Raw genomic sequence first — 18,078 nt, 5'->3', positions numbered from 1 at the left:
AGGAGCCGTCCCATGCCACCCGTCTATCGCTCCGCCCGCACCACGGCCTGGCGGCCGGCCGACGCCTTGGCCTCTCACACCGTGCCCTACCGCGTCCTGCCCTTCCCCGAGCAGTGGCGGGACGCCGTCCTGACTCTGTGCAACGCGCCCCGGGTGGCAGCGGGCAAGGAGCCGTGGAAGACAGCACCGACCTGGCGCATGGAACAGGTCCTGCAGGCTTTCGCACCCGACGTCCTCGCGCTGCCACGCCCCTTCTACGACCGTGACCCGGGCGCGCCAGCCCACTGGCTGTGTGCGCCCGCCGACCTCCCCGACCCGCTCCCCGGCCCTGTCCTGGACACCGTGCTCAAGCACTGGCTGCGTGACTTGCGGCCCGAGCCCGAGTACCGCGGCCTGCTGAAGGAGACCATCGCAGAACTGGTCGCCCATCCGCCGCGCTGGGAGACCGTCCACCATGAACTCCTGCCGCGTGACGTCCCGACCGATGGCGGCACCGCACGTCCGTCACCGCACCAGTACAGCCTCAGCCCCGACTGGCTGGCCCGGCGGATCCTCGCGCTAGGCCCGTACCCGTACGACGGTGGGCAGCTCATCTTCCGGGCCATGCCACGTGGACCACGTGACCAGGGTGCCCAACTCGTCTCCGAACCGATCCGGTTCCCCGGGCCGGACGAGAAGCAGGACTCCTGGTGGTCGGTGACGCTGTCGATCACGCTCCAGACCGTGCCGTTCGACCCGCTGCCGCGCTTCAACCTCCGCTGGTCGGTTCGTCGCTGGGCCACTCGTACCAACGCCAAGACGGGTCGGTTGCGCCTCCCGTGGGGTGCGAGCACCACCGTCCTGCTGCGTCCGCGCAGGCCGTTCCTGCCGGGCACGCCCCGCAGCGAGCGGTTCGCCGTCGCCGCTCTGGAGCGCTACTGGGACAAGGAGCTGGGCGAGAAGGGCGACTTCGCCGACCGGTGGCGCGCGGGCGGCCCCGCAGCGATGCTCGCCGGACTGCCCCTGGGCGAGCCCTTCCCGGACGCCGACGCGATCCTGACCGACCCCGCGTCCTGGCTGCGCGACGATGCCCGAGCCGGCATTCTGTACCGCACCGCTATGGGTCGGCACGACGTAGGCCCCGGCTTCATGGCACACCAGCTCTCACAGCTCACAGCCTGGGCGGAAGGCGCCCGCACGTCCGAACTGCGCCGCGCCCCGGACCTCTCGCTGATCGATCGGGGCACGCCCGCGAACATCCCCAAGGGCGACAAGGAGACGGTCGAAGCGGAACGGTGCGCTCAGCGCCGGCTGGCGACGGCCTACGCGCTGGACGCTCTCGACGGCGTAGCGCGCCAGGGCGGCGCTCCCGTGCTTGAGGCACGGCTGCTGTGGCAGTCGCCGCGGCTGCGCGACGCCGCTTTGGCCTCCCTCGGCGAGCTTCTGGGCCTCAAGGGCGACGGCGGGTCCTTCACCGCACAGCAGTACGACGACGCCACGGCCGGCGCACCGGTCGTGCACGAGTGGTCCGCTCCGGAGCTGACCGTGCGGGTCCGCTGCATGCGCCCGCTCGTCGCGCTCAGTGACCGTACCGCCGACAGCCTCCTTGCCCCGCTCGACCTGCCCACCGGCACCCATATCAAGGACTTCCAGGTGACCGCCGCGACAGTGGCCCGCCGCGACAGCGCCGCACAGTGGCTGGCCGCGGAACGCACCACCGACGCGCCGGCCCTCGCCCTAGTAGAGATCGGCCGCGCCGCGTCATATCCAAGCAGACTGCACGACCCGAAGTTCGCCATGCGACTCGGCTGTGCCAAGGCAGGCTTCGTCACACAGTTCACCACAGTGCCCGAAGCAGGCGACGAGAACGGCAAGGGCGCGGAAACAGCGTCCAGCCTGCGGCACCGCACGCTAAGTGCCTGGAACGACGGCCTGCGGCAGCTCGGCGCGCGCACCCTTCCCCGGCTCGCCGAGGACGACGGACTGCCTGACGGACTGCGGCATGCCGCACTGTGGATGGTCCGTAAGAACCGTACGACCCGGAATCGCTGGGCCGCGTACCTCCCGGTCGGCGTCATGATCACCCCCGATCCGGCCGGCACCGACGCGGCCCGTGTCGAAGGCTGGGACCCCGAGGCACGCTCCGGCGCAGGCGCCTGGGTCCCCTACCCCGAACTCCTGCTGAGGCTGACCACAAAAGCTGAGGTCAAGCCCGTTCTGCCCAGCCAGCGCGGCTCACAGGACGACGAGGCCGACACCTCGGAGGTGCAGACGGAAAGTGGGACCGAGCGCCCGAACCGCTACCAAGAACGCGAACGGCAGCGCCGTGAGGCCGCCGAGTGGCTTCAGGGTCTGCGTGCCTCCCTACGCACCGCACCAACCGTCCTGTTCGCCGAGGCCCACAACGCCCGCTCGCACTGGACCTGGCTCCAGGACGGCCGGATCGAACGGGATCGCCTGCAGGACGGCCTCGCTCCCGCTCGTCGCCTCGACCCCGACCTGCGGATGGTCCGGGTCCGCGCAGGCGCCCGGAACGAAACTCCGCAGTGGTGGGGGAGAGCCCCGGAGGGCAAGGCGAACGGCATCCAGCAGGGCTTGTGGGTGCCAGAGGATGCCGCTGAAGACGCCCGCGTGTTCTTCAGCACGACGGCCAAGCCCGTGCAGTTCAAGCACGCGGCGGTGACCGCCGACAAGCTCTCGCCCCGGCCGATCGCTCAGGGCAAGCGCAAGGGTGAACCCACCATCGACACCGGCCAGGCGGCCTGGATGCCGGGGCTGCTGGAGATCGCCGTCGTCGGTTGCCATCGGGACGACGGCGACGACCCGAGGTCCCTCGCGCTTCTCACCCATATTCTGCGCCAGCCCCCGGACTACGATCAGGCCCTTGCCCTGCCCCTGCCACTTCACCTGGCCGGCCTGGCACAGGAGTACGTACTGCCGACACCGAAGGACGACGAGGCGGAAACGGGAGACACAGGGGCCGCGGTCCAATCCGGCGCTTCAGACGATTTGGATGACGCGCAGGACGCATCGCCGGTGGAACAGCCTGTGCCGAACTTGGAGTTGGAGGCACTCGACGTCGACACTGAAGGGCAGCTGCAACTGTTCGAAATGTAGGTCTGGCCGTATTCGGTGGTGACGGTGGGTAGCCATCGCTGATCATGACCGTTCAGTCGCTGTGCCATACGGTCGGTGGCCGCCGCGCCCAGGGCCGCGGCCACGCGAGTCCGGCACTCGCACGGCCGCGCCCGCAGCAGGCCCGCGGCCACGCTCACGCAGTATCCGCCCTCACAGACCAGATTTTGCTGGGTAGGGTGATCCGTGTTGCCGCGGGGCTCGGCACCGAGTCAGGAGCGGGGGTGGGGACGGGTGTCGATACCCGCACTGCAGGCCATGGAGCGCGCCCGGGCCGCCGGAGGCCGCCTTGTGGACTTCACTCAGCGGGAGAGCCGCGGCATCGGACAGGTGTGCCCGTGGGACTTGGTGGTAACCATCGGGCCGGAGCCCGAGGACCTTGATGCGGCAGCCTGGATCATCGCCGACGAGATCATGCGGGCCCGCACCGACCTGGACGACCTCGCATACCGGCTCTGGCGCGACAGCGCCCTGGCCGGCACCCCGCTGACCGGCCCCGATCGCGCCCACGTCCTGCTCTACGCCGGCCCGGTATTCGAGGCCAACGACACCACCGGCATTACCGGCTACGTAGGCGAGTGGCTTTGGTATCTCTCCACCCGCGACCTTCCCCCCGAGCCGGGGCGCAGCGTGGAGATCCTGGACCCGCCCTCATCGACGGTGACGGACAGCGGGCCGGACGGGCTGGTGATCCACCGAGTGCCCGGCAGCGAGCTGGGGTTCGTCTTCCGGTTGTGGGAGATGAAGAAATTCACCGCGGAAAAGACGAAGCCGAGCGACACGATCCGCAAGGCATGGCAGCAGTTGAACACTTGGGGGGCGCGGTACCTGGGCCAGATCTCGTGGGGAGGCCGGGAGCTGGCCCCCGACACCCGGGAGTTCGTTGCCTCAATAGCTCGGCAATGGGTGGACGCGAAGGCGTCGGGGAACGGCGGGGTCAGCATCGCTCTCGACGCCGAATACATCCCGGACACGGCCTTCGAGCGCTCGCACCAGCACTTCACCACCCACACCCACCCGGGCGCGCTGCAGGGCGTAGTGGTGGCGATCGAGGATCTTGAAGACTTCGCGAAGGACGTGAGGAGGTACGTGTGGAGCGCACTCTAGACCTGGAGGTACTCGCGTCCGCGCTCGGCGAGCACCGGGCAGGCGGGGTGCTGCCCAGCGCACGGGACCTGCTGGCGGCGATGACCGAGCTAGAGGTCGCGGCCTTCCGCGGTGAGCGGGAGATCGAGGACGAGACCCTCGCCACGGCGTGGTACCTGCACGGGCTCGCGGCGCTCGCCCCGGAGACTCCTGGCTACGACGCGGTGCAGGTGCGGCGAGCCTTCGCCACAAGCGCGCACCTGATGGACCTCGCCCTGGGCGACGAACGCAGACCAGAGGCTGAGCGGCTCCAGATCGCCTTCGCCGCCCAAGCCGGATACCGGCGCAGCGAGCAGGACCCGAACGCCACCGCCGTCTACCGGCAGGTCCACGCTCTCGTTGACATCACCGGTGAACTGCGCGGGCACATCGGCACCCTGGCAGTAGAGGCCGGCGTCATCTTTCTCGGCTTCGACCGCCCGGAGCTGGGCCGGGCGCTGCGTGCGTGGAGGCGGCAGCTGCGTGGGGTGAGGGCAATGATGCGCCGCGAGTCCCTGGCGGGGACCATGTACGGGCCCGCAGAGGCCGTTGTGGAGGCCGTCTTCCACCTGTACCAGTTCCTGGCAGTGGGCGAGGAACGGGATCTGTTGGCGGCGCAGCGGCTGCTGCGGGACGTGATGACGCAGGCGGCCGGCCGGGGCGACCGGCTCGCGCGGTGGGTTGCCGCGCATCTGTACCAGCTGAGCGGGGAGATGGCGGCCAGCAGCCTGTACCAACTGCTCCCCCCGGGCACTCCCCGGGCAGTGTCGCGGAGCTTCGCACTGTCGGAGCCGCCAGTGATGACGCTCTGGCCGCCGCAGCGCCAGCTCCTGATGCTCAAGCGCGGCAATCCGCTCGACCCGGCGACGTCTCGAAGCCTGATCAGTGTACCGACCAGCGCGGGCAAGACGCTGATGGCGCAGCTGGTGATCTGCTCGCACCTGGCGCAGCGCCCCGGGCGCGTGGTGTACGTGTCGCCGATGCGCAGCCTGGGGCGGGAGATGCGCGGGACACTGCGGGGCCGGCTGCGGGTGCTCGGGCGGCGCCTGGCTGCAGAGCAACCGGATTTTCCGCTGGGCACCTGGACCTCCTCGGCCCAGCCGGACGGCGGGGACGTGGAGATCGTCACCCCGGAGCGGCTCATGCACATGATCCGCAACCACCCCGGCGAAGCACTGGCGGAGGTCGGGCTGGTCGTCGTCGACGAGGCCCACCACCTGGGCCAGGGGCGGCGCGGCTTCGTGCTGGAGAGCCTGCTCACGCTGCTGCAGGCTCGCAGGGACATCCGACTCGTGCTGCTGTCCGCGGCGGTCGGCAATAAGGGCGACATCGCCTCGTGGCTCGACCCGGAGCGCCCCGAACGGGAGGTCTACTTCACGGACACCTGGCGGGGCCCGCGCCGGATGCACGGGCTCATGTATCCGAACCTCATGGCGGAGCAGGCCGAGTTGACGGAGCGGCGACCGACGGCAAAGCATGCCTCGCCGGTGCTCGCCACCGTGCCCGTCGAGACCCTCCTCGATGTCCGGCCGACCGCCTCGTCCGCCATCGCCCGACTGACTACCGGAGAGGTGGGCACGCGGCGCTTCGCCGGCTCCGCAGGCCGGTGGAACGCGCGGACCCGTCTGCCAGGCGGGATCGCCGACTACCAAGTCTTCGCCGCTGGCGCCGCGGAACTCACTGCGGTCGGCAGCGTGCTGATGGTCGTCGGCACCCGGCGGGCAGCCCGTGACGCGGCACTCGCCATCGCCGAGTGCCTGCCCGAGCGGCCCGAAGCCGAGGCTCTGACCGACTACCTCGCCGACACGCTCGGCACGGAACACCCGCTAGTGCGCTGCACCCGGCACGGCGTCGCCTACCACCACGGCGCCCTACCCGAGGATGTCCTGCACGCCGTCGAGGGCGCGCTGCGTCGCAACGAGCTCCTAGCGATCGCCAGCACCAGCACCCTCACCGACGGCGTCAACCTGCCCGTGCGCACCGTCATCATCCACCACAAGGTCGACGGCGACCCGCTCACCTACGACGGCCAGCGCACCCTGTCCCCCGCCGAGCTCCTCAACGCCATCGGCCGCGCCGGGCGGGCCGGTCGGGAGAGCGAGGGGTGGATCTTCCTGACCCGCCCCTACCCGCCCCGCCCCGACGAGTTCGACTCCCTCAACCCCGACCCGGAGCAGTTGCGCGTCGTTTCCGCACTGCTGACCGACGAGGCCCTGACCGCACTCGCTGACGCCGAGGACACCCTGCGACAGGACGCTGACGGAGTCTTCGCGCTGGCGGATGGTATCGCCGCAGACTTCGCCTCGTTCGTCTGGCTCGTCCTGCAGCTCCACGCTTCCTCACCGACGCCGCAGGGCAATCCCATCGACGCCCTGGACGCACTGTTCGCCCTGTCCCAGAGAGGCAACGGGCGGCAAACCAGCCGGTGGCTCACCCTCGCGGACAAGGTTGCCACCGTGTTCGAGACCACCGACCCGGCCCAGGCCAGCCGGTGGGCCGCCACCGGCACCAGCCTGGGGTCGGCCCGCTATCTCGACTGGCTCGCGAACCAGTTGGCCGTGCTGCTCGACCGGCACACGGTGGACGACGCCATCGGAGGCGACCGGCTCGCCGAACCGGAGGAATGGTCGCTGCAACGCACCCTCGACTTCCTCACCGAGCACCAGGTCTTCGACCGTCTACTCGCCCACGTCCCGGAGGTCACCAAGACCTGGAGCTTCAAGGACAAGGAGACACGGGGCACACAGATGAACGTCCCGATCGCCCCCGCGCTCCGCGAGTGGATCTCCGGCACCACGATCCCCGACCTCGCCCGTTCCTGGCAGCCCGGCGTCGCTGCCGGGTGGGCGCTCGAACAGGCGGTACGCAACATCAGCACCGCCTTCGGGCACTCCCTGAGCTGGACCGTCGGCGCCCTCATCAACCTGGTCAACACCAGCCCCGTGCTCTCTCCCGGCACACCCAGGCTCAACACGCACACCGCCTGGCACATCCGCCACGGCGTCGACACCGAGCAGGCCCTGACCCTGCTCACCTCCGGCATCACCTCCCGACGCATCGCCCACCTCCTCGGCCGCGACGCCGCCCGCCTGGGGCACCGGTCGGCCGGCCTGCGGCAGTGGACCGCCCAGCACCACATCGACGGCTGGACACGGCAGTACGAGGCGAACGACTACGAGGTCCAGGACCTCCTCGATTACGTCCGAACCCCCTCCGACCCGATCAACCAGCTCCTCGACAACCGCGCCGCCACCATCCCGCTAACTCGGCTGGCAGCAGGGACACCCGACGGCCCGGTCAGCGTCGCACGGCCTAGCGAGCGCCACCCGACCATCCGCGTCGGCCGCGACCGTCGCCGGGTGGCGACTGTGCCCGCCGACCGCCACCTCGATGTCCTCGCGATGCTCGACAGCGGCCTCGACCTCAACCACCGCCTCCACAACGGTCAGCTCATCACCACCCGGCGCGCCCGGTGAGCGTGTCTGAAAGATCGTGTAAGTCCGTGATGTGACAGGCTGGTCGGGGCTCTGACCTGGGCCTTTGACCAGCCGGGACGGACGGACATGAACGACAACGAGATCCCGGCCGTCGAACCGGTCGAGGACAAGCTCGTGGATGAGGTCGTCGAGCGGCTGATGGACCGTGCCGACGCCTCGGGTGCTGCCCTGCTGGGTGAAGGCGGGCTGCTGACGGAGGTGACCCGAGCCGTGCTGGAGCGGGCCCTGGACGTGGAGATGACCGACCACCTGGGATACGAAAAGCACGATCCCGTGGGCCGCGGCTCGGGCAACAGCCGCAACGGCACATCGCTGAAGACGGTGCTGACCGATGCCGGGGCGGTCACGCTGGCGGTTCCGAGGGACCGTGACGGGTCCTTCGAACCGCAGCTGGTGCCCAAGCACGCCAGGCGGCTTGCAGGCTTCAACGAGCAGGTCCTGTCGCTGTACGCACGCGGCATGTCGGTGCGCGACATCCGCTCGCACCTGGCCAACATGTACGGCGTCGAGGTCTCACCGGACCTGATCAGCAAGGTCACCGACGCCGTCACCGACGAGCTCGACGCATGGCAGAACAGACCGCTGGACGCGGTCTGGCCGATCATCTACATCGACGCGCTGTGGGTGAAGATCCGCTCCGGGTCAGTGGCCTCCCGGCCCGTCTACATCGCCGTCGGGGTGGACATGGACGGCTGCAAGGACGTGCTCGGCCTGTGGGCCGGCGACGAGGGCGAAGGCGCCACAACCTGGATGACCGTGCTGTCCGAGCTCCGCAACCGCGGAGTCGAAGACGTGTGCATCGTCGCCTGCGACGGGCTGAAGGGCCTGCCCGACGCGGTCACCGCGACCTGGCCCAAAGCCACCGTTCAGACATGCGTGATCCACTTGATCCGTGCCTCGCTGAGGTTCGCCTCCAAACGGCACCACGCAAAGCTGGTCACGGAGTTGAAGGCCATCTACACAGCCCCGACCGAGCAGGCCGCCGAGCAGGCCCTCGCCGACTTCGCCGCAGGCGAGCTGGGCCAGCGGTATCCCGCGATCGTGCGGACCTGGCAGGCCGCGTGGAGCGAATTCACCCCCTACCTCGCCTTCCCGCCGGAGATAAGGAAGGTCGTCTACTCGACGAACCTGATCGAGTCGATCAACGCACGGCTGCGGAAAGCCACCCGCAACCGCGGACACTTCCCCTCGGAGCAGGCCGCGTTGAAGGTGCTCTACCTCGCCGTCCGCGAGCAGATCACCCCCAGGGCGCGCGACGTCAACCACGTCGCGCCACACTGGAAAAAGGCACTGAACCAGTTCTCACTCTTCTTCGAGAACCGGCTCAACACCAAGTGAAAGCCGAGGACTTACACAAAGTTCCGTACACGCCCCGCCCGGTAGCTTTCGCCGAGCAGGTCGAGGAACTGAGCGAAGACAGCACAACCAGTGGTCAGCAGATCAGAGGCTGGGCCGACGCGGTGACGACCCACCAGCGGGTGCTGCGACGCAGCGGAGCCCCGATGGTTCGCACTCCTGTGGCGAGGGAGGGCCTTTGTCAGAGGTCGTCCGTAGCATGTGGGTTACCTGGAGGAGGTGTTGTGGCCGTACCTGTCGCGCAGCAACGCAAGTTGACCCAGCGTTCCGGCAATATCTGCGCCTTTCCCGGATGCGGCTTACTGCTGACGGCTCAGGGGACGCCGGAAGACCCCGTTGTGGTGCTTGGCGAGATGGCCCACATCGTGGCGGAGAGCCCGAACGGTCCGCGGGGCGATTCACCGTTGACGCCGGAGGAGCGCAATCGGTACGAGAACCTGATCTTGCTGTGCAATCAGCATCACCAGCTGATCGACTCCGAAGGTGCGCTGGCGAAGTACACGGTGGAGCGTCTGCACGCCATGAAGGAGACTCACGAACAGCGGATCGAGCGCAGGCTCGGCGGGCGTTCCAACGTGCCGACGGAGCTGCCCCCGATGGTCAACGACACCGTGTACAGCAACGTGCTGCCGGTTACGCAGATGCCGCGCTACATCTACGGAGCTCCTTGCGCTGTCGGCCGGGAGAACGAGGTCCGGCCAGCCGCGGCATCTGCTGGGACGATGACGCCGTTCATCCTGCGTGAGGGGCGGTTGTGGGCATTCCAGGACTTGCGGGACACCAGCAACCCGTTCGTCGACGTGGTGGCGTGCACGGAGACCGAGCGCTTCTCCACCAAGGAGTGGTGGACGGATCCCGACAGGCTGGGGTGGTACGTCGCGCTGCTGAACCGGTCGCTGAACAAACTCACCGGACGTCTCGGACTGCGGCTCGACCACGACCACCACCGCTACTACTTCGAACCGGAGGCTGCTGGCGTTGAACGCTCCGTGCCGTACCGGCCGTTGAATGCCAGCAGGGCGACCCGGAGCGTCGTATGGCAGCCCAAGAAGCGAGCGACCGGGGAGGCTCGCAACTATTGGCTTCACCGTGCTGTTTCGCTGCGCTTCTTCCTCATCGGTGACAACCAGTGGTGCCTGAGCGTCAGACCCGAGTTGCGTGTCACATCCGACGGCTTCGAGTCCATACAGGCCAAGTACATCGGGCGGCAGGTGACCCGGAAGAAGTCCCGCCTCTTCAACCACGACCTCCTGGGCGAAGTGCAGTTCTGGCGGGACTTCCTCGGCAGGAGCACTCCGCGGATTTTCTTCCCCTTCGGCACGGACAGGCAGAATTTGATCGTCTCGACATCGCTGAGTAGCGGACAGGTGCGCTGGCCGGGCATTCCCCCCGAGCACGACATGCCCTTCAAGAATGTCGACTACGTGGACGACCTCTTCACCTGGGCCGAGGCGGAGGGTCTGAGCGAGGACGATGATGCCGCCGACGGAGACGACGACGCGGAGGAAACGCTGCGATGACGGCACGCCCTGCTCCACCGAGGATCTCGCCCGCCGGCTCCCCGTCGCTCATCGCTAGCACCTACTTTCCCGAACCGCTGCTGCAGTTCGCCGACGACGGCCTGCACATTGACCCCAAGGCCGGCATCGCACGCTACGGGCCGCGTTCCTGGACGGCATCGGGCCGCCATCCCACCCGGCTGCGCGTGGGGCTGATCGGTACCGCCGAGCTCGTCGAGGCGGCCCGTACCTGGATGAGCAGTCGCGCCGAGGGCGTACGCGGGGATCTGAACAACCCGGAGTTCCCTGGGTGGATGCCCGACCGCGGGTTCTTCTCGTCGCTGGAGTTCGACGACGCGTGGAATGAAGAACTGGGGCAGACCGAACTGCGGCAGGTACTGGAGATCAAGTCGCAGAAGGACCGCTTCCACGCTGCCTTGACCCTGTTCGAGGCCAAGTTCCGGCAGTTGGCAGAGCGTGACAGCGTCCCCGACTACGTCGTGATTGCGCTGTCCGACCAGATCGTGACGCGCTGCGGCACGGCCGACTACACCGGCAAAGAGACCGGCGCGGTCCATCGCGACCTGCGCCGGGCTCTCAAGGCGAGCGCCATGAAGTTCCGCATACCAACGCAGATCGTCCGAGCGCCCACGCTCGACGGGCGCGACAGGACACCGCCCTCCCGCATCGCCTGGAACTTCTTCACCGCGATGTACTGCAAGGCGGGAGGCTATCCGTGGAGTCCGTACGGCCTCACGCCTGGGACCTGCTACGTCGGCATCGGCTTCTATCGGCCGCTGGGTAGCGCGGATGCGACGATGCAGACCAGCCTCGTGCAGGCGTTTGACGAGCGAGGAGAAGGACTGGTTCTCCGGGGACACGAATTCGAGTGGGATCCGAACAAGACCGGGAGCCGTTCGCCTCACCTGACGGCTGACGGCGCGCACCAGCTGATGGCCCTGGTACTCGACCGGTACGAGGCAGCCATGAAGCAGACCCCGGCTCGCATCGTGGTCCACAAGACCTCGCGCTACTGGCCGGACGAACGTGACGGCTTCCGCGCGGCGATCGAGTCCCGTGTGCGGCGCTATGACCTGATGGCGCTTGAGGTGCAGAGCCGGGTACGTCTCATCACCACATCGAAGTATCCGCCGCTGCGCGGAACCCGTTTCACTTTCGGTGACTTGGACTACCTGTACACGACGGGCTACATATCCGCGCTCAACGAGTTCCACGGGATGCACGTTCCGGCGCCGCTCCAGGTCGCTGACCATGTCGGACAGGATTCTTCGCGAGATGCTCTGCTGAAGGAAGTCCTCGCGCTCACGAAGCTCAATTGGAACTCGGCCGCATTGGGCGGACTCCTGCCGATCACGATCAAGTTCTCCGGGCTGGTCGGCGAGATCATGAGGGAGATCCCCGCAGACCGGGAGCCACTGCCTCAGTTCAAGTTCTATATCTGAATGCACGAGGTGCGGGCCTCGGGCAACGCCTCCTTCTCGCCAGCTCCCTGCCGGCGAAACAGCCGTACGACCTGCGGCACTCGGCGCTGTCCACCTGGCTGTACGTTGGCGCGACCCGCCCGAGGTCCCCTGAGGGCGTCGAAACAGCGGTGAGGTTCTCCTGTCCCTGGACGCTTTGTCTTATGACCGGCGCGGCTCAGCGGTCAGTACTGCTCGGTCTCCACGAAGCCCGCGTCCGCGTCGAAGGCGGCGGCGGGCGGGTTGAATCCGGGCGGGCTGTCCTTCAGGGCCAGGCCCATCCCGGGGAGCTTTTCCATGACCTCGTCGATGGACTTCGCACCGAAGTTGCGGATGTCCAGGAGGTCAGCCTCGGAGCGCTGAACCAGTCGATCGGGCCTCCGGCACACGTTCTTCACGTGCCTCGTGCTGGGTGCGGAAACAATTCTCCGCCCGTCCGACGTTGTCGATCTCCTATGCGATAACGGGGGTGGTCGGCTTGAAGTTGTTCCGGACGGACGCATCGCAAAGCGGCGTGAGCGAGGTCGTGCCGCGTCTTGCTGAGGTCGAGGCAGATGTGCAGGGTCTCGTCGAGGCGCACATGGAGACGCTGCTAGGCGTCCGTTTCCTGGCGAGCGAGTACGGCACCGTGCCGGTCCACAAGGGCCGGATCGATTCGCTCGGGCTGGACGAGAACGGATCGCCAGTCATCGTCGAGTACAAGCGCGGCATCGACGCCGGCGTCATCAACCAGGGCCTGTTCTACCTGGCGTGGCTAATGGACCACCGTGCCGAGATCGAGCACCTGGTCCGCGACCGGCTCGGGATGAGGGCCGCGTCCCAGGTCTTGTGGAGCAGCCCTCGCCTGATATGTATCGCCGGCGACTTCACGCGTTACGACGTGCATGCCGTGCACGAGCACCGGCGTTCGATCGACCTGGTTCGCTACCGACTCTTCGGGAGCGACCTGCTCGGGCTTGAGACCGTGGCGTCCGGGAGCGGCGGCATGCAGGTGGCACGCCGAGCCCGCCGCCGGGCGGTTGCCCGGGCGACAGCCGACGTCCAGGACGCGTCGATGGTTGAGCTGGCGAGCGCGGTCGATGAGGCGCTGCTCGGGCTCGGGGACGGTGTGAACCGCGTCGAGCGCAAGACCTACCGGGCGTACCAGCGGCTGCGGAACTTCGCCTGCCTCTGTCCGCCGCAGCGGAGCAAGCTGCTGGTCTACCTGAAGGTCGACCCGAAGGACGTCGACCTTGTCCCGGGATTCACCCGGGATGTCTCCGGTATCGGTCACCACGGGACGGGTGATCTGGAGGTGCAGTTGCGTACGCCGAGGGATGTGGAGCGGGCGCAAGATCTGTTCCTGGCGAGCTACGCGGCGGCGTGATCGCTGGCGGTTTCTCGGTCGTGCCTGCTCGTGTGGTCGGTCCGGGCCTGTCGGGTGATGCCTTTCGGGATCACCTGGCAGTTCCCGGCCGGTGTCATCAAGCCAGGAGCCAAGGCGGAGACCACCACCGTGCGGGAGATCTGACGAAACAGGTGTCCACTGTGCGGTCCGGCAGCGCCTTGGGAACCGGCTTCATCCCGTGACCGGCGTGCTGTGCGAGTACTTCCTCTGCGAATACCTGGCGGGCGAAGCCAGCAACACCGACGCAGTCGAGAACATCGACGTCATGTGGGTCCCAAGAAACTCGGTCCCCCGCTTCATCCCCGTCGATACGATCTTCCCACCCATCCTGGCTGTCCGGGAGGAGCAGACGTGACGCAGCAGAACGCGGAGGAGCAGCCGGGCATCGCCGCGGCCATCGTCGTCAGCGGGGGGCGCGTGCTAATGGTGCGGCGCCGGGTCAGCGAGGGACAGCTCTCGTGGCAGTTCCCGGCCGGCGAAAAATTGAGCCGGGCGAGACCCGTGAAGACGCCGCCGTACGAGAGACCCATGAGGAGACCGGGGTGGAGGTGGCCGCCGTGAAGCTGCTCGGCGAGCGGGTCCACCCGAAGACAGGTCGGTTGATGTCGTACACGGCCTGTGACGTGGTGGGCGGTACTGCTCATGTCGCGGACGCCGAGGAGTTGGCTGAGCTTGCGTGGGTCGCCCATGGTGATATCCCGCAGTATGTGCCATATGGGCTGTTCGAGCCGGTGCAAGAGTATCTCGACGCGGTCATGGCGACCTGAGTGGTTCCATCTCAAATGGGCGATCTCTTGAGCTCGAGTAAATGCGTTGGTACCAGGACTGGAACTGGGGCGTGGCTGCTGGAGGCGGACCTCAATCTTGGTGAGCAGGACCTGCCTGCCCCTCGTGGTGGAAGCCTAGGTGGGTAGACGGCACCGGCCACCGCATCGACATCGAGACAAGCGCGAGCGTCATCCAGGCCAAGAAGAACCTCAGCCGCCCGAAAATTCGCCTGTCTTGCGGGTTGTTCAGGTGCCCCATTCCATCCGTACGGGCTCGCGGGCTGCGGTGAGGGCGCCGTCGAAGTCGGCGAGGCGTTCGGCGAGGGTGGTGGTGGCGATGCGGGGCGGGAGGGCCGCCGAGAACTTGAGGCCGCGGACCGCCCGCGGGTCAACGGTGGGCAGGGTGAGGGAGTCGGGGAGTTCGGCGCGGGCGGCTTTCCAGTCGGTGGGGGTGAGGTCCTGGCGGAGCCGGATGTGGGTGTCCGTCGGGCGCTGGACGGGGTCGGCGAGGTTGCCGAGGGAGGCGGTGAGGGTGGCGTTGGCGCGGTATCCGGCCCAGGTCCACCAGCGGGTGGCGTCGGCGTCGCGGACCAGCAGGGTGCCCGCCGGGTGTACTTCGTGGGGTGCGCGGTCCATGCGGAGTTCAGCAAGGGCCGCAACGGCGCGGCGGGTGAGGCGGACGTCGGGATCCGTGCCGAGCAGGACGTCGCGCATGGCGCGGGTGAGGATGTGGGACAGCCCGCGGGCTTCGCTGCCCTGCCATTTGGCGATGCCGCCGTCCTCGACGGGTTCCACGAAGGCACGGCGTCGGGCCCAGTCGATGAACGTGACCTGCCAGCTGCGGCCGGCCAGCAGCAGGCGGCGCGGGCCCGGTCGTTCTTCGGTGAGGACGGTGGGGTCGGTGGTGCCGATCTCGGTGCGTCCAGCGAGCACCGTGAACTCAGGTGGTGCGGTGAAGGAGGCGGTCAGCTCCATGAAGTGCCGGCGGCCGAAGTGCTTCTCGGCTTCGGAGCCGATGAACAGCATGCCGCCGTCGCTGTCGAGGAAGCCTTCGGCGACCAGGTGCGACAGGAGGGGCGCGGCGGACTGGTCGAAGGGAGCCAGGCCGTTCCACTGCTCGGGCCACAGCCGGTCGCCGACGCGGTGTTCCTGCAGGGTGATGGCGAGGAGTTGCTGGGCGACGAGATGGCGGGGTGAGGGGGGCGGGGTGACGGGTTCCACCCAGCCTCGGGCCCACAGAGTGAGGAGGCCGGCGGCTTGGAGCAGGGTGTCGGGCCGGGTGGCGAGGAACAGGCAGTTGCGGGATGTGCCGGCGCGGCGCCCGGTGCGGCCGATGCGCTGCAGGAACGAGGCCACTGTGCCGGGGGAGTCGATCTGGATGACACGGTCGAGGTCGCCGACGTCGATGCCGAGTTCGAGGGTGGAGGTGGAGACGATGACGCAGTCGCGGGCTTCGGTGAATGCCTGCTCGGAGCGTGCGCGTTCGTCGGTGGACAGCGAGGCGTGTGAGAGGAACACGGTGACGTCGCGGGCGCGCAGTGCCGCACCGAGTTCTTCCACCTGCTTGCGGGAGTCGCAGAAGACGAGCCGTTTCTCGCCCCGGTGCAGGGCGGAGATCACCTTGGCGGCGTTGGCGAGCGATCCGACGTAGTCGAGCTCTACCTCTCCTGCGGGGCGCGGGAGTTCGGTGGTGCCGGTTGTGGCGGGCAGAGTGACGCCGGGGGCGACGACCCGGCCGGGGCGGTCGGTGGGGCGTGCGCCCTGGAGCCAGGTGAGCAGGGTGTCGGGGTTGCCGACTGTGGCGGACAGGCCGATGCGCTGGATGCGGTGGCCGGCGAGCCGTTCCAGGCGTTCGAGTACGGCGAGCAGGTGCCAGCCGCGGTCGTCTCCGGCGAAGGCGTGCACCTCATCGACGACGACGGCACGCACCCGGCCCAGCATGTGTGCGTGGTCGGTCTTGACGCTGATGAGCATCGCTTCGAGGGACTCGGGTGTGGTGAGCAGGAAGTCGGGGGATTCGGTGCGGATGCGACGGCGTACGGACTCGGGGGTGTCGCCGTGCCAGAGGGCGGCTCGGCGCCCCAGCCACTGGGCGTAGCTGTCGACCCGGTGCACCAGGTTGTTCAGGAGCGCCTTGAGCGGGGCCAGGTAGAGGACGGAGGTGCCAGTCCAGCGCTGCTCTCGCATGGCGGACAGCAGGGGGAAGGTGGCGGCCTCCGTCTTCCCGCCCGCCGTCGGCGCGAGCAGGACCGCGTCCTCACCGTTCATCAGCGGGTGCACGGACGCCTTCTGCAGCGGGCGCAGATCGGGCCACCCGAGCGTGTTGACGATGTGGTGCAGGACTACCGGGTCAAGGCGCTCCAGCGGGTCAGTGCCGCGCGGCTGCTCCTGCACGTCTGCAACTCCAGGGCTGTTCGTCAGAGTTCGGGACTTCGGGAACTGGGGCGTCAGAGGTCGATGTCGAGGTCGTCAGCCGAGGCGGCCGGTGCGGGCGCGGCGAAGTTCCGTTCGGTGGCGGTGAGCTCACTGCTGCCCACGGTCAGCTTGTAGTGCCTGCGCGGGTCGAAGTCGGGGAACTGGTCGATCCGGTCGAGTACGTCGCCAACCAGCTTCTTCAGATACAGCCGTGGTGCGACTCCGACCTTCCCGCCCAGTGCCCCGCCCACAGCCCGGGCCAGGTCGGTGAGGTAGGCGTCGTCGGCAAGCTGCTTGATCCTGTCGGGGGACTGGGAGCCTTCGGTATACAGGTCGCGGATGGTGGCGCCCAGGCCGGTCAGTGATGCCTCGGTGAATCCGGGCAGCCGGATCTGGACGGCCCGCGGGTTGTCGAAGCGGGGGTCGGTGGTGAAGTCGGTGGCGAGGCGCTGGGCGAGCGGTGCGAGTCGCTGTACGCCCTGTTGCCCATCGTAGAAGGCGGGCGTGCCAGTGATGATGAGATACAGGCCGGGGAAGCGGCCGGAGTGGACCTCGTCGATGAGCTGCCGCAGCGCGTTGAGTGCTTTGTCGCGGGCGTCGGAGCGGACCCGTTGCAGGGTTTCTACTTCGTCCAGGACGAGGACGAGGCCGGCGTGCCCGGCGTCTCTCAGCACGGTGAGCAGGCCCTGAAGGAAGCCGAAGGCACCGAAGTGGTCGAGGTCACCTCGGACGCCTGCACTGCGCCGGGCGGCTGCGGCGACGTGCGGCTGGCCGCCGAGCCAGGCCATCACCGCAGCGGCGGTGGCCTCGTCGCCGGCATCCAGGGACTGCTTGTATCCGCGCAGGGCGGTGGCGAACGCGGGGGCGTGTCGGGACACCTCGGCCAGGCGGGCAGTGAGCAGCCGGTCCACGGCCTGTGGCAGCTCGCTCTCGCTCGCGCCGTCGGCGAGTGCATCCTCCTCGAGTGCGTAGAACCAGGCGTCTACGACCGGCCGCAGGGCGCTGGGCGGGAAGCTGGCGGTGGCCAGGCGCTCAGTGAGTCGCCGGTAGACCGTCTCCAGCTTGTGCAGCGGGGTCTCGGTCTCTGACACCTGCACCTCGGCCACGGCAAAGGTGCGCCGTTTGGCGCGCTCGCCGAGCCAGCGGGTGAAGAAGGTCTTGCCGGATCCGTACTCGCCGCGCACGGCCTTGAACACCGAACCGCCTGCGGCGGCAGTGTCCAGTTCCTCATCGACGGCCCGCTCGAAGCGGTCGAGTCCGGTGGCGAGCAGGTCGAGGCCGCTCTCGGGGACGGCGCCGCGCCGCAGCGCGTCCACGACAGCACGCCGCCGCACCGCGCTGACCGGGGTGGCAGCCCCGGATGCTGATGATCCAAACGCGTTCACCCGAATAGTCTCCCATCCGGCTGCCCACCTGGCCGGACACCCGTGCGTGCAC

The 18,078-nt window shown here is 68.4% G+C and carries 9 protein-coding genes and 3 pseudogenes; 9 read left to right on the top strand and 3 right to left on the bottom strand.

Annotated features, from left to right (window positions below):
• Window positions 1-12: 12 nt before the first annotated feature.
• From ACIGO6_RS27885 to ACIGO6_RS27860, 6 genes are all read left to right on the top strand, one after another.
• On the top strand, window positions 13-3,096 hold the full coding sequence (locus ACIGO6_RS27885; protein ID WP_399880999.1) for a pPIWI_RE module domain-containing protein: 3,084 nt from the start codon (window positions 13-15) through the stop codon (window positions 3,094-3,096).
• Window positions 3,097-3,348: 252 nt separating this feature from the next.
• On the top strand, window positions 3,349-4,221 hold the full coding sequence (locus tag ACIGO6_RS27880; RefSeq protein ID WP_222995814.1) for a hypothetical protein: 873 nt from the start codon (window positions 3,349-3,351) through the stop codon (window positions 4,219-4,221).
• Window positions 4,206-7,715 carry a DEAD/DEAH box helicase gene (locus ACIGO6_RS27875; RefSeq protein ID WP_399880996.1) on the top strand — a complete coding sequence of 1,170 codons (3,510 nt, stop codon included), beginning with the start codon at window positions 4,206-4,208 and terminating at the stop codon, window positions 7,713-7,715. The genes ACIGO6_RS27880 and ACIGO6_RS27875 overlap by 16 nt, the downstream gene beginning before the upstream one ends.
• An 87-nt stretch (window positions 7,716-7,802) precedes the next feature.
• On the top strand, window positions 7,803-9,074 hold the full coding sequence (locus tag ACIGO6_RS27870) for an IS256 family transposase (protein WP_399880994.1): 1,272 nt from the start codon (window positions 7,803-7,805) through the stop codon (window positions 9,072-9,074).
• Between the two features lie 242 nt (window positions 9,075-9,316).
• Window positions 9,317-10,612, top strand: a complete 1,296-nt coding sequence (locus ACIGO6_RS27865) for an HNH endonuclease (protein WP_399880992.1) — start codon at window positions 9,317-9,319, stop codon at window positions 10,610-10,612.
• On the top strand, window positions 10,609-12,054 hold the full coding sequence (locus tag ACIGO6_RS27860) for a hypothetical protein (RefSeq protein WP_392366071.1): 1,446 nt from the start codon (window positions 10,609-10,611) through the stop codon (window positions 12,052-12,054). Before ACIGO6_RS27865 ends, ACIGO6_RS27860 begins: the two co-directional genes overlap by 4 nt.
• Window positions 12,055-12,257: 203 nt before the next feature.
• Here ACIGO6_RS27860 and ACIGO6_RS27855 read toward each other — a convergent pair.
• Window positions 12,258-12,440, bottom strand: a pseudogene (locus ACIGO6_RS27855) (DNA-directed RNA polymerase subunit alpha C-terminal domain-containing protein); the annotation flags it as partial.
• A gap of 101 nt (window positions 12,441-12,541) precedes the next feature.
• Between ACIGO6_RS27855 and ACIGO6_RS27850 the strand changes: the two are divergent.
• The 3 genes and pseudogenes from ACIGO6_RS27850 (at window position 12,542) to ACIGO6_RS27840 (ending at window position 14,226) form a co-directional block, all read left to right on the top strand.
• Complete coding sequence (locus ACIGO6_RS27850; protein ID WP_399881364.1) at window positions 12,542-13,438, top strand: DUF5655 domain-containing protein; 897 nt, start codon at window positions 12,542-12,544, stop codon at window positions 13,436-13,438.
• Window positions 13,439-13,504: 66 nt separating this feature from the next.
• Window positions 13,505-13,814 (top strand): annotated as a pseudogene (locus ACIGO6_RS27845) (NUDIX hydrolase); the annotation flags it as partial.
• A pseudogene (locus ACIGO6_RS27840) lies at window positions 13,811-14,226 on the top strand (NUDIX hydrolase). The pseudogenes ACIGO6_RS27845 and ACIGO6_RS27840, both read left to right, overlap by 4 nt.
• Window positions 14,227-14,472: 246 nt before the next feature.
• On the opposite strand, the gene ACIGO6_RS27835 reads toward ACIGO6_RS27840, so the two are convergent.
• Window positions 14,473-16,620: a DEAD/DEAH box helicase gene (locus ACIGO6_RS27835; protein ID WP_399880990.1), complete on the bottom strand. Its 2,148-nt coding sequence runs from the start codon at window positions 16,618-16,620 to the stop codon at window positions 14,473-14,475.
• Window positions 16,621-16,673: 53 nt separating this feature from the next.
• The gene (gene brxD / locus ACIGO6_RS27830; RefSeq protein ID WP_058082603.1) at window positions 16,674-18,026 is read right to left on the bottom strand and encodes a BREX system ATP-binding protein BrxD; all 1,353 of its coding nucleotides are present in this window, start codon (window positions 18,024-18,026) and stop codon (window positions 16,674-16,676) included.
• Window positions 18,027-18,078: the final 52 nt, after the last annotated feature.

It is taken from the genome of Streptomyces sp. NPDC053750 (genome assembly GCF_044544295.1).
Lineage (GTDB): Bacteria > Actinomycetota > Actinomycetes > Streptomycetales > Streptomycetaceae > Streptomyces.
Note: the sequence above shows the minus strand (reverse complement) of the source record. Positions and strands in the feature narration are given on the sequence as shown.

What these genes read in the sequence shown, in the direction of transcription:
- ACIGO6_RS27885 (WP_399880999.1), top strand. Translation starts at nt 13, where the DNA reads ATGCCACCCGTCTATCGCTCCGCCCGCACCACGGCCTGGCGGCCGGCC.
- ACIGO6_RS27870 (WP_399880994.1), top strand. Translation starts at nt 7,803, where the DNA reads ATGAACGACAACGAGATCCCGGCCGTCGAACCGGTCGAGGACAAGCTC.
- ACIGO6_RS27860 (WP_392366071.1), top strand. Translation starts at nt 10,609, where the DNA reads ATGACGGCACGCCCTGCTCCACCGAGGATCTCGCCCGCCGGCTCCCCG.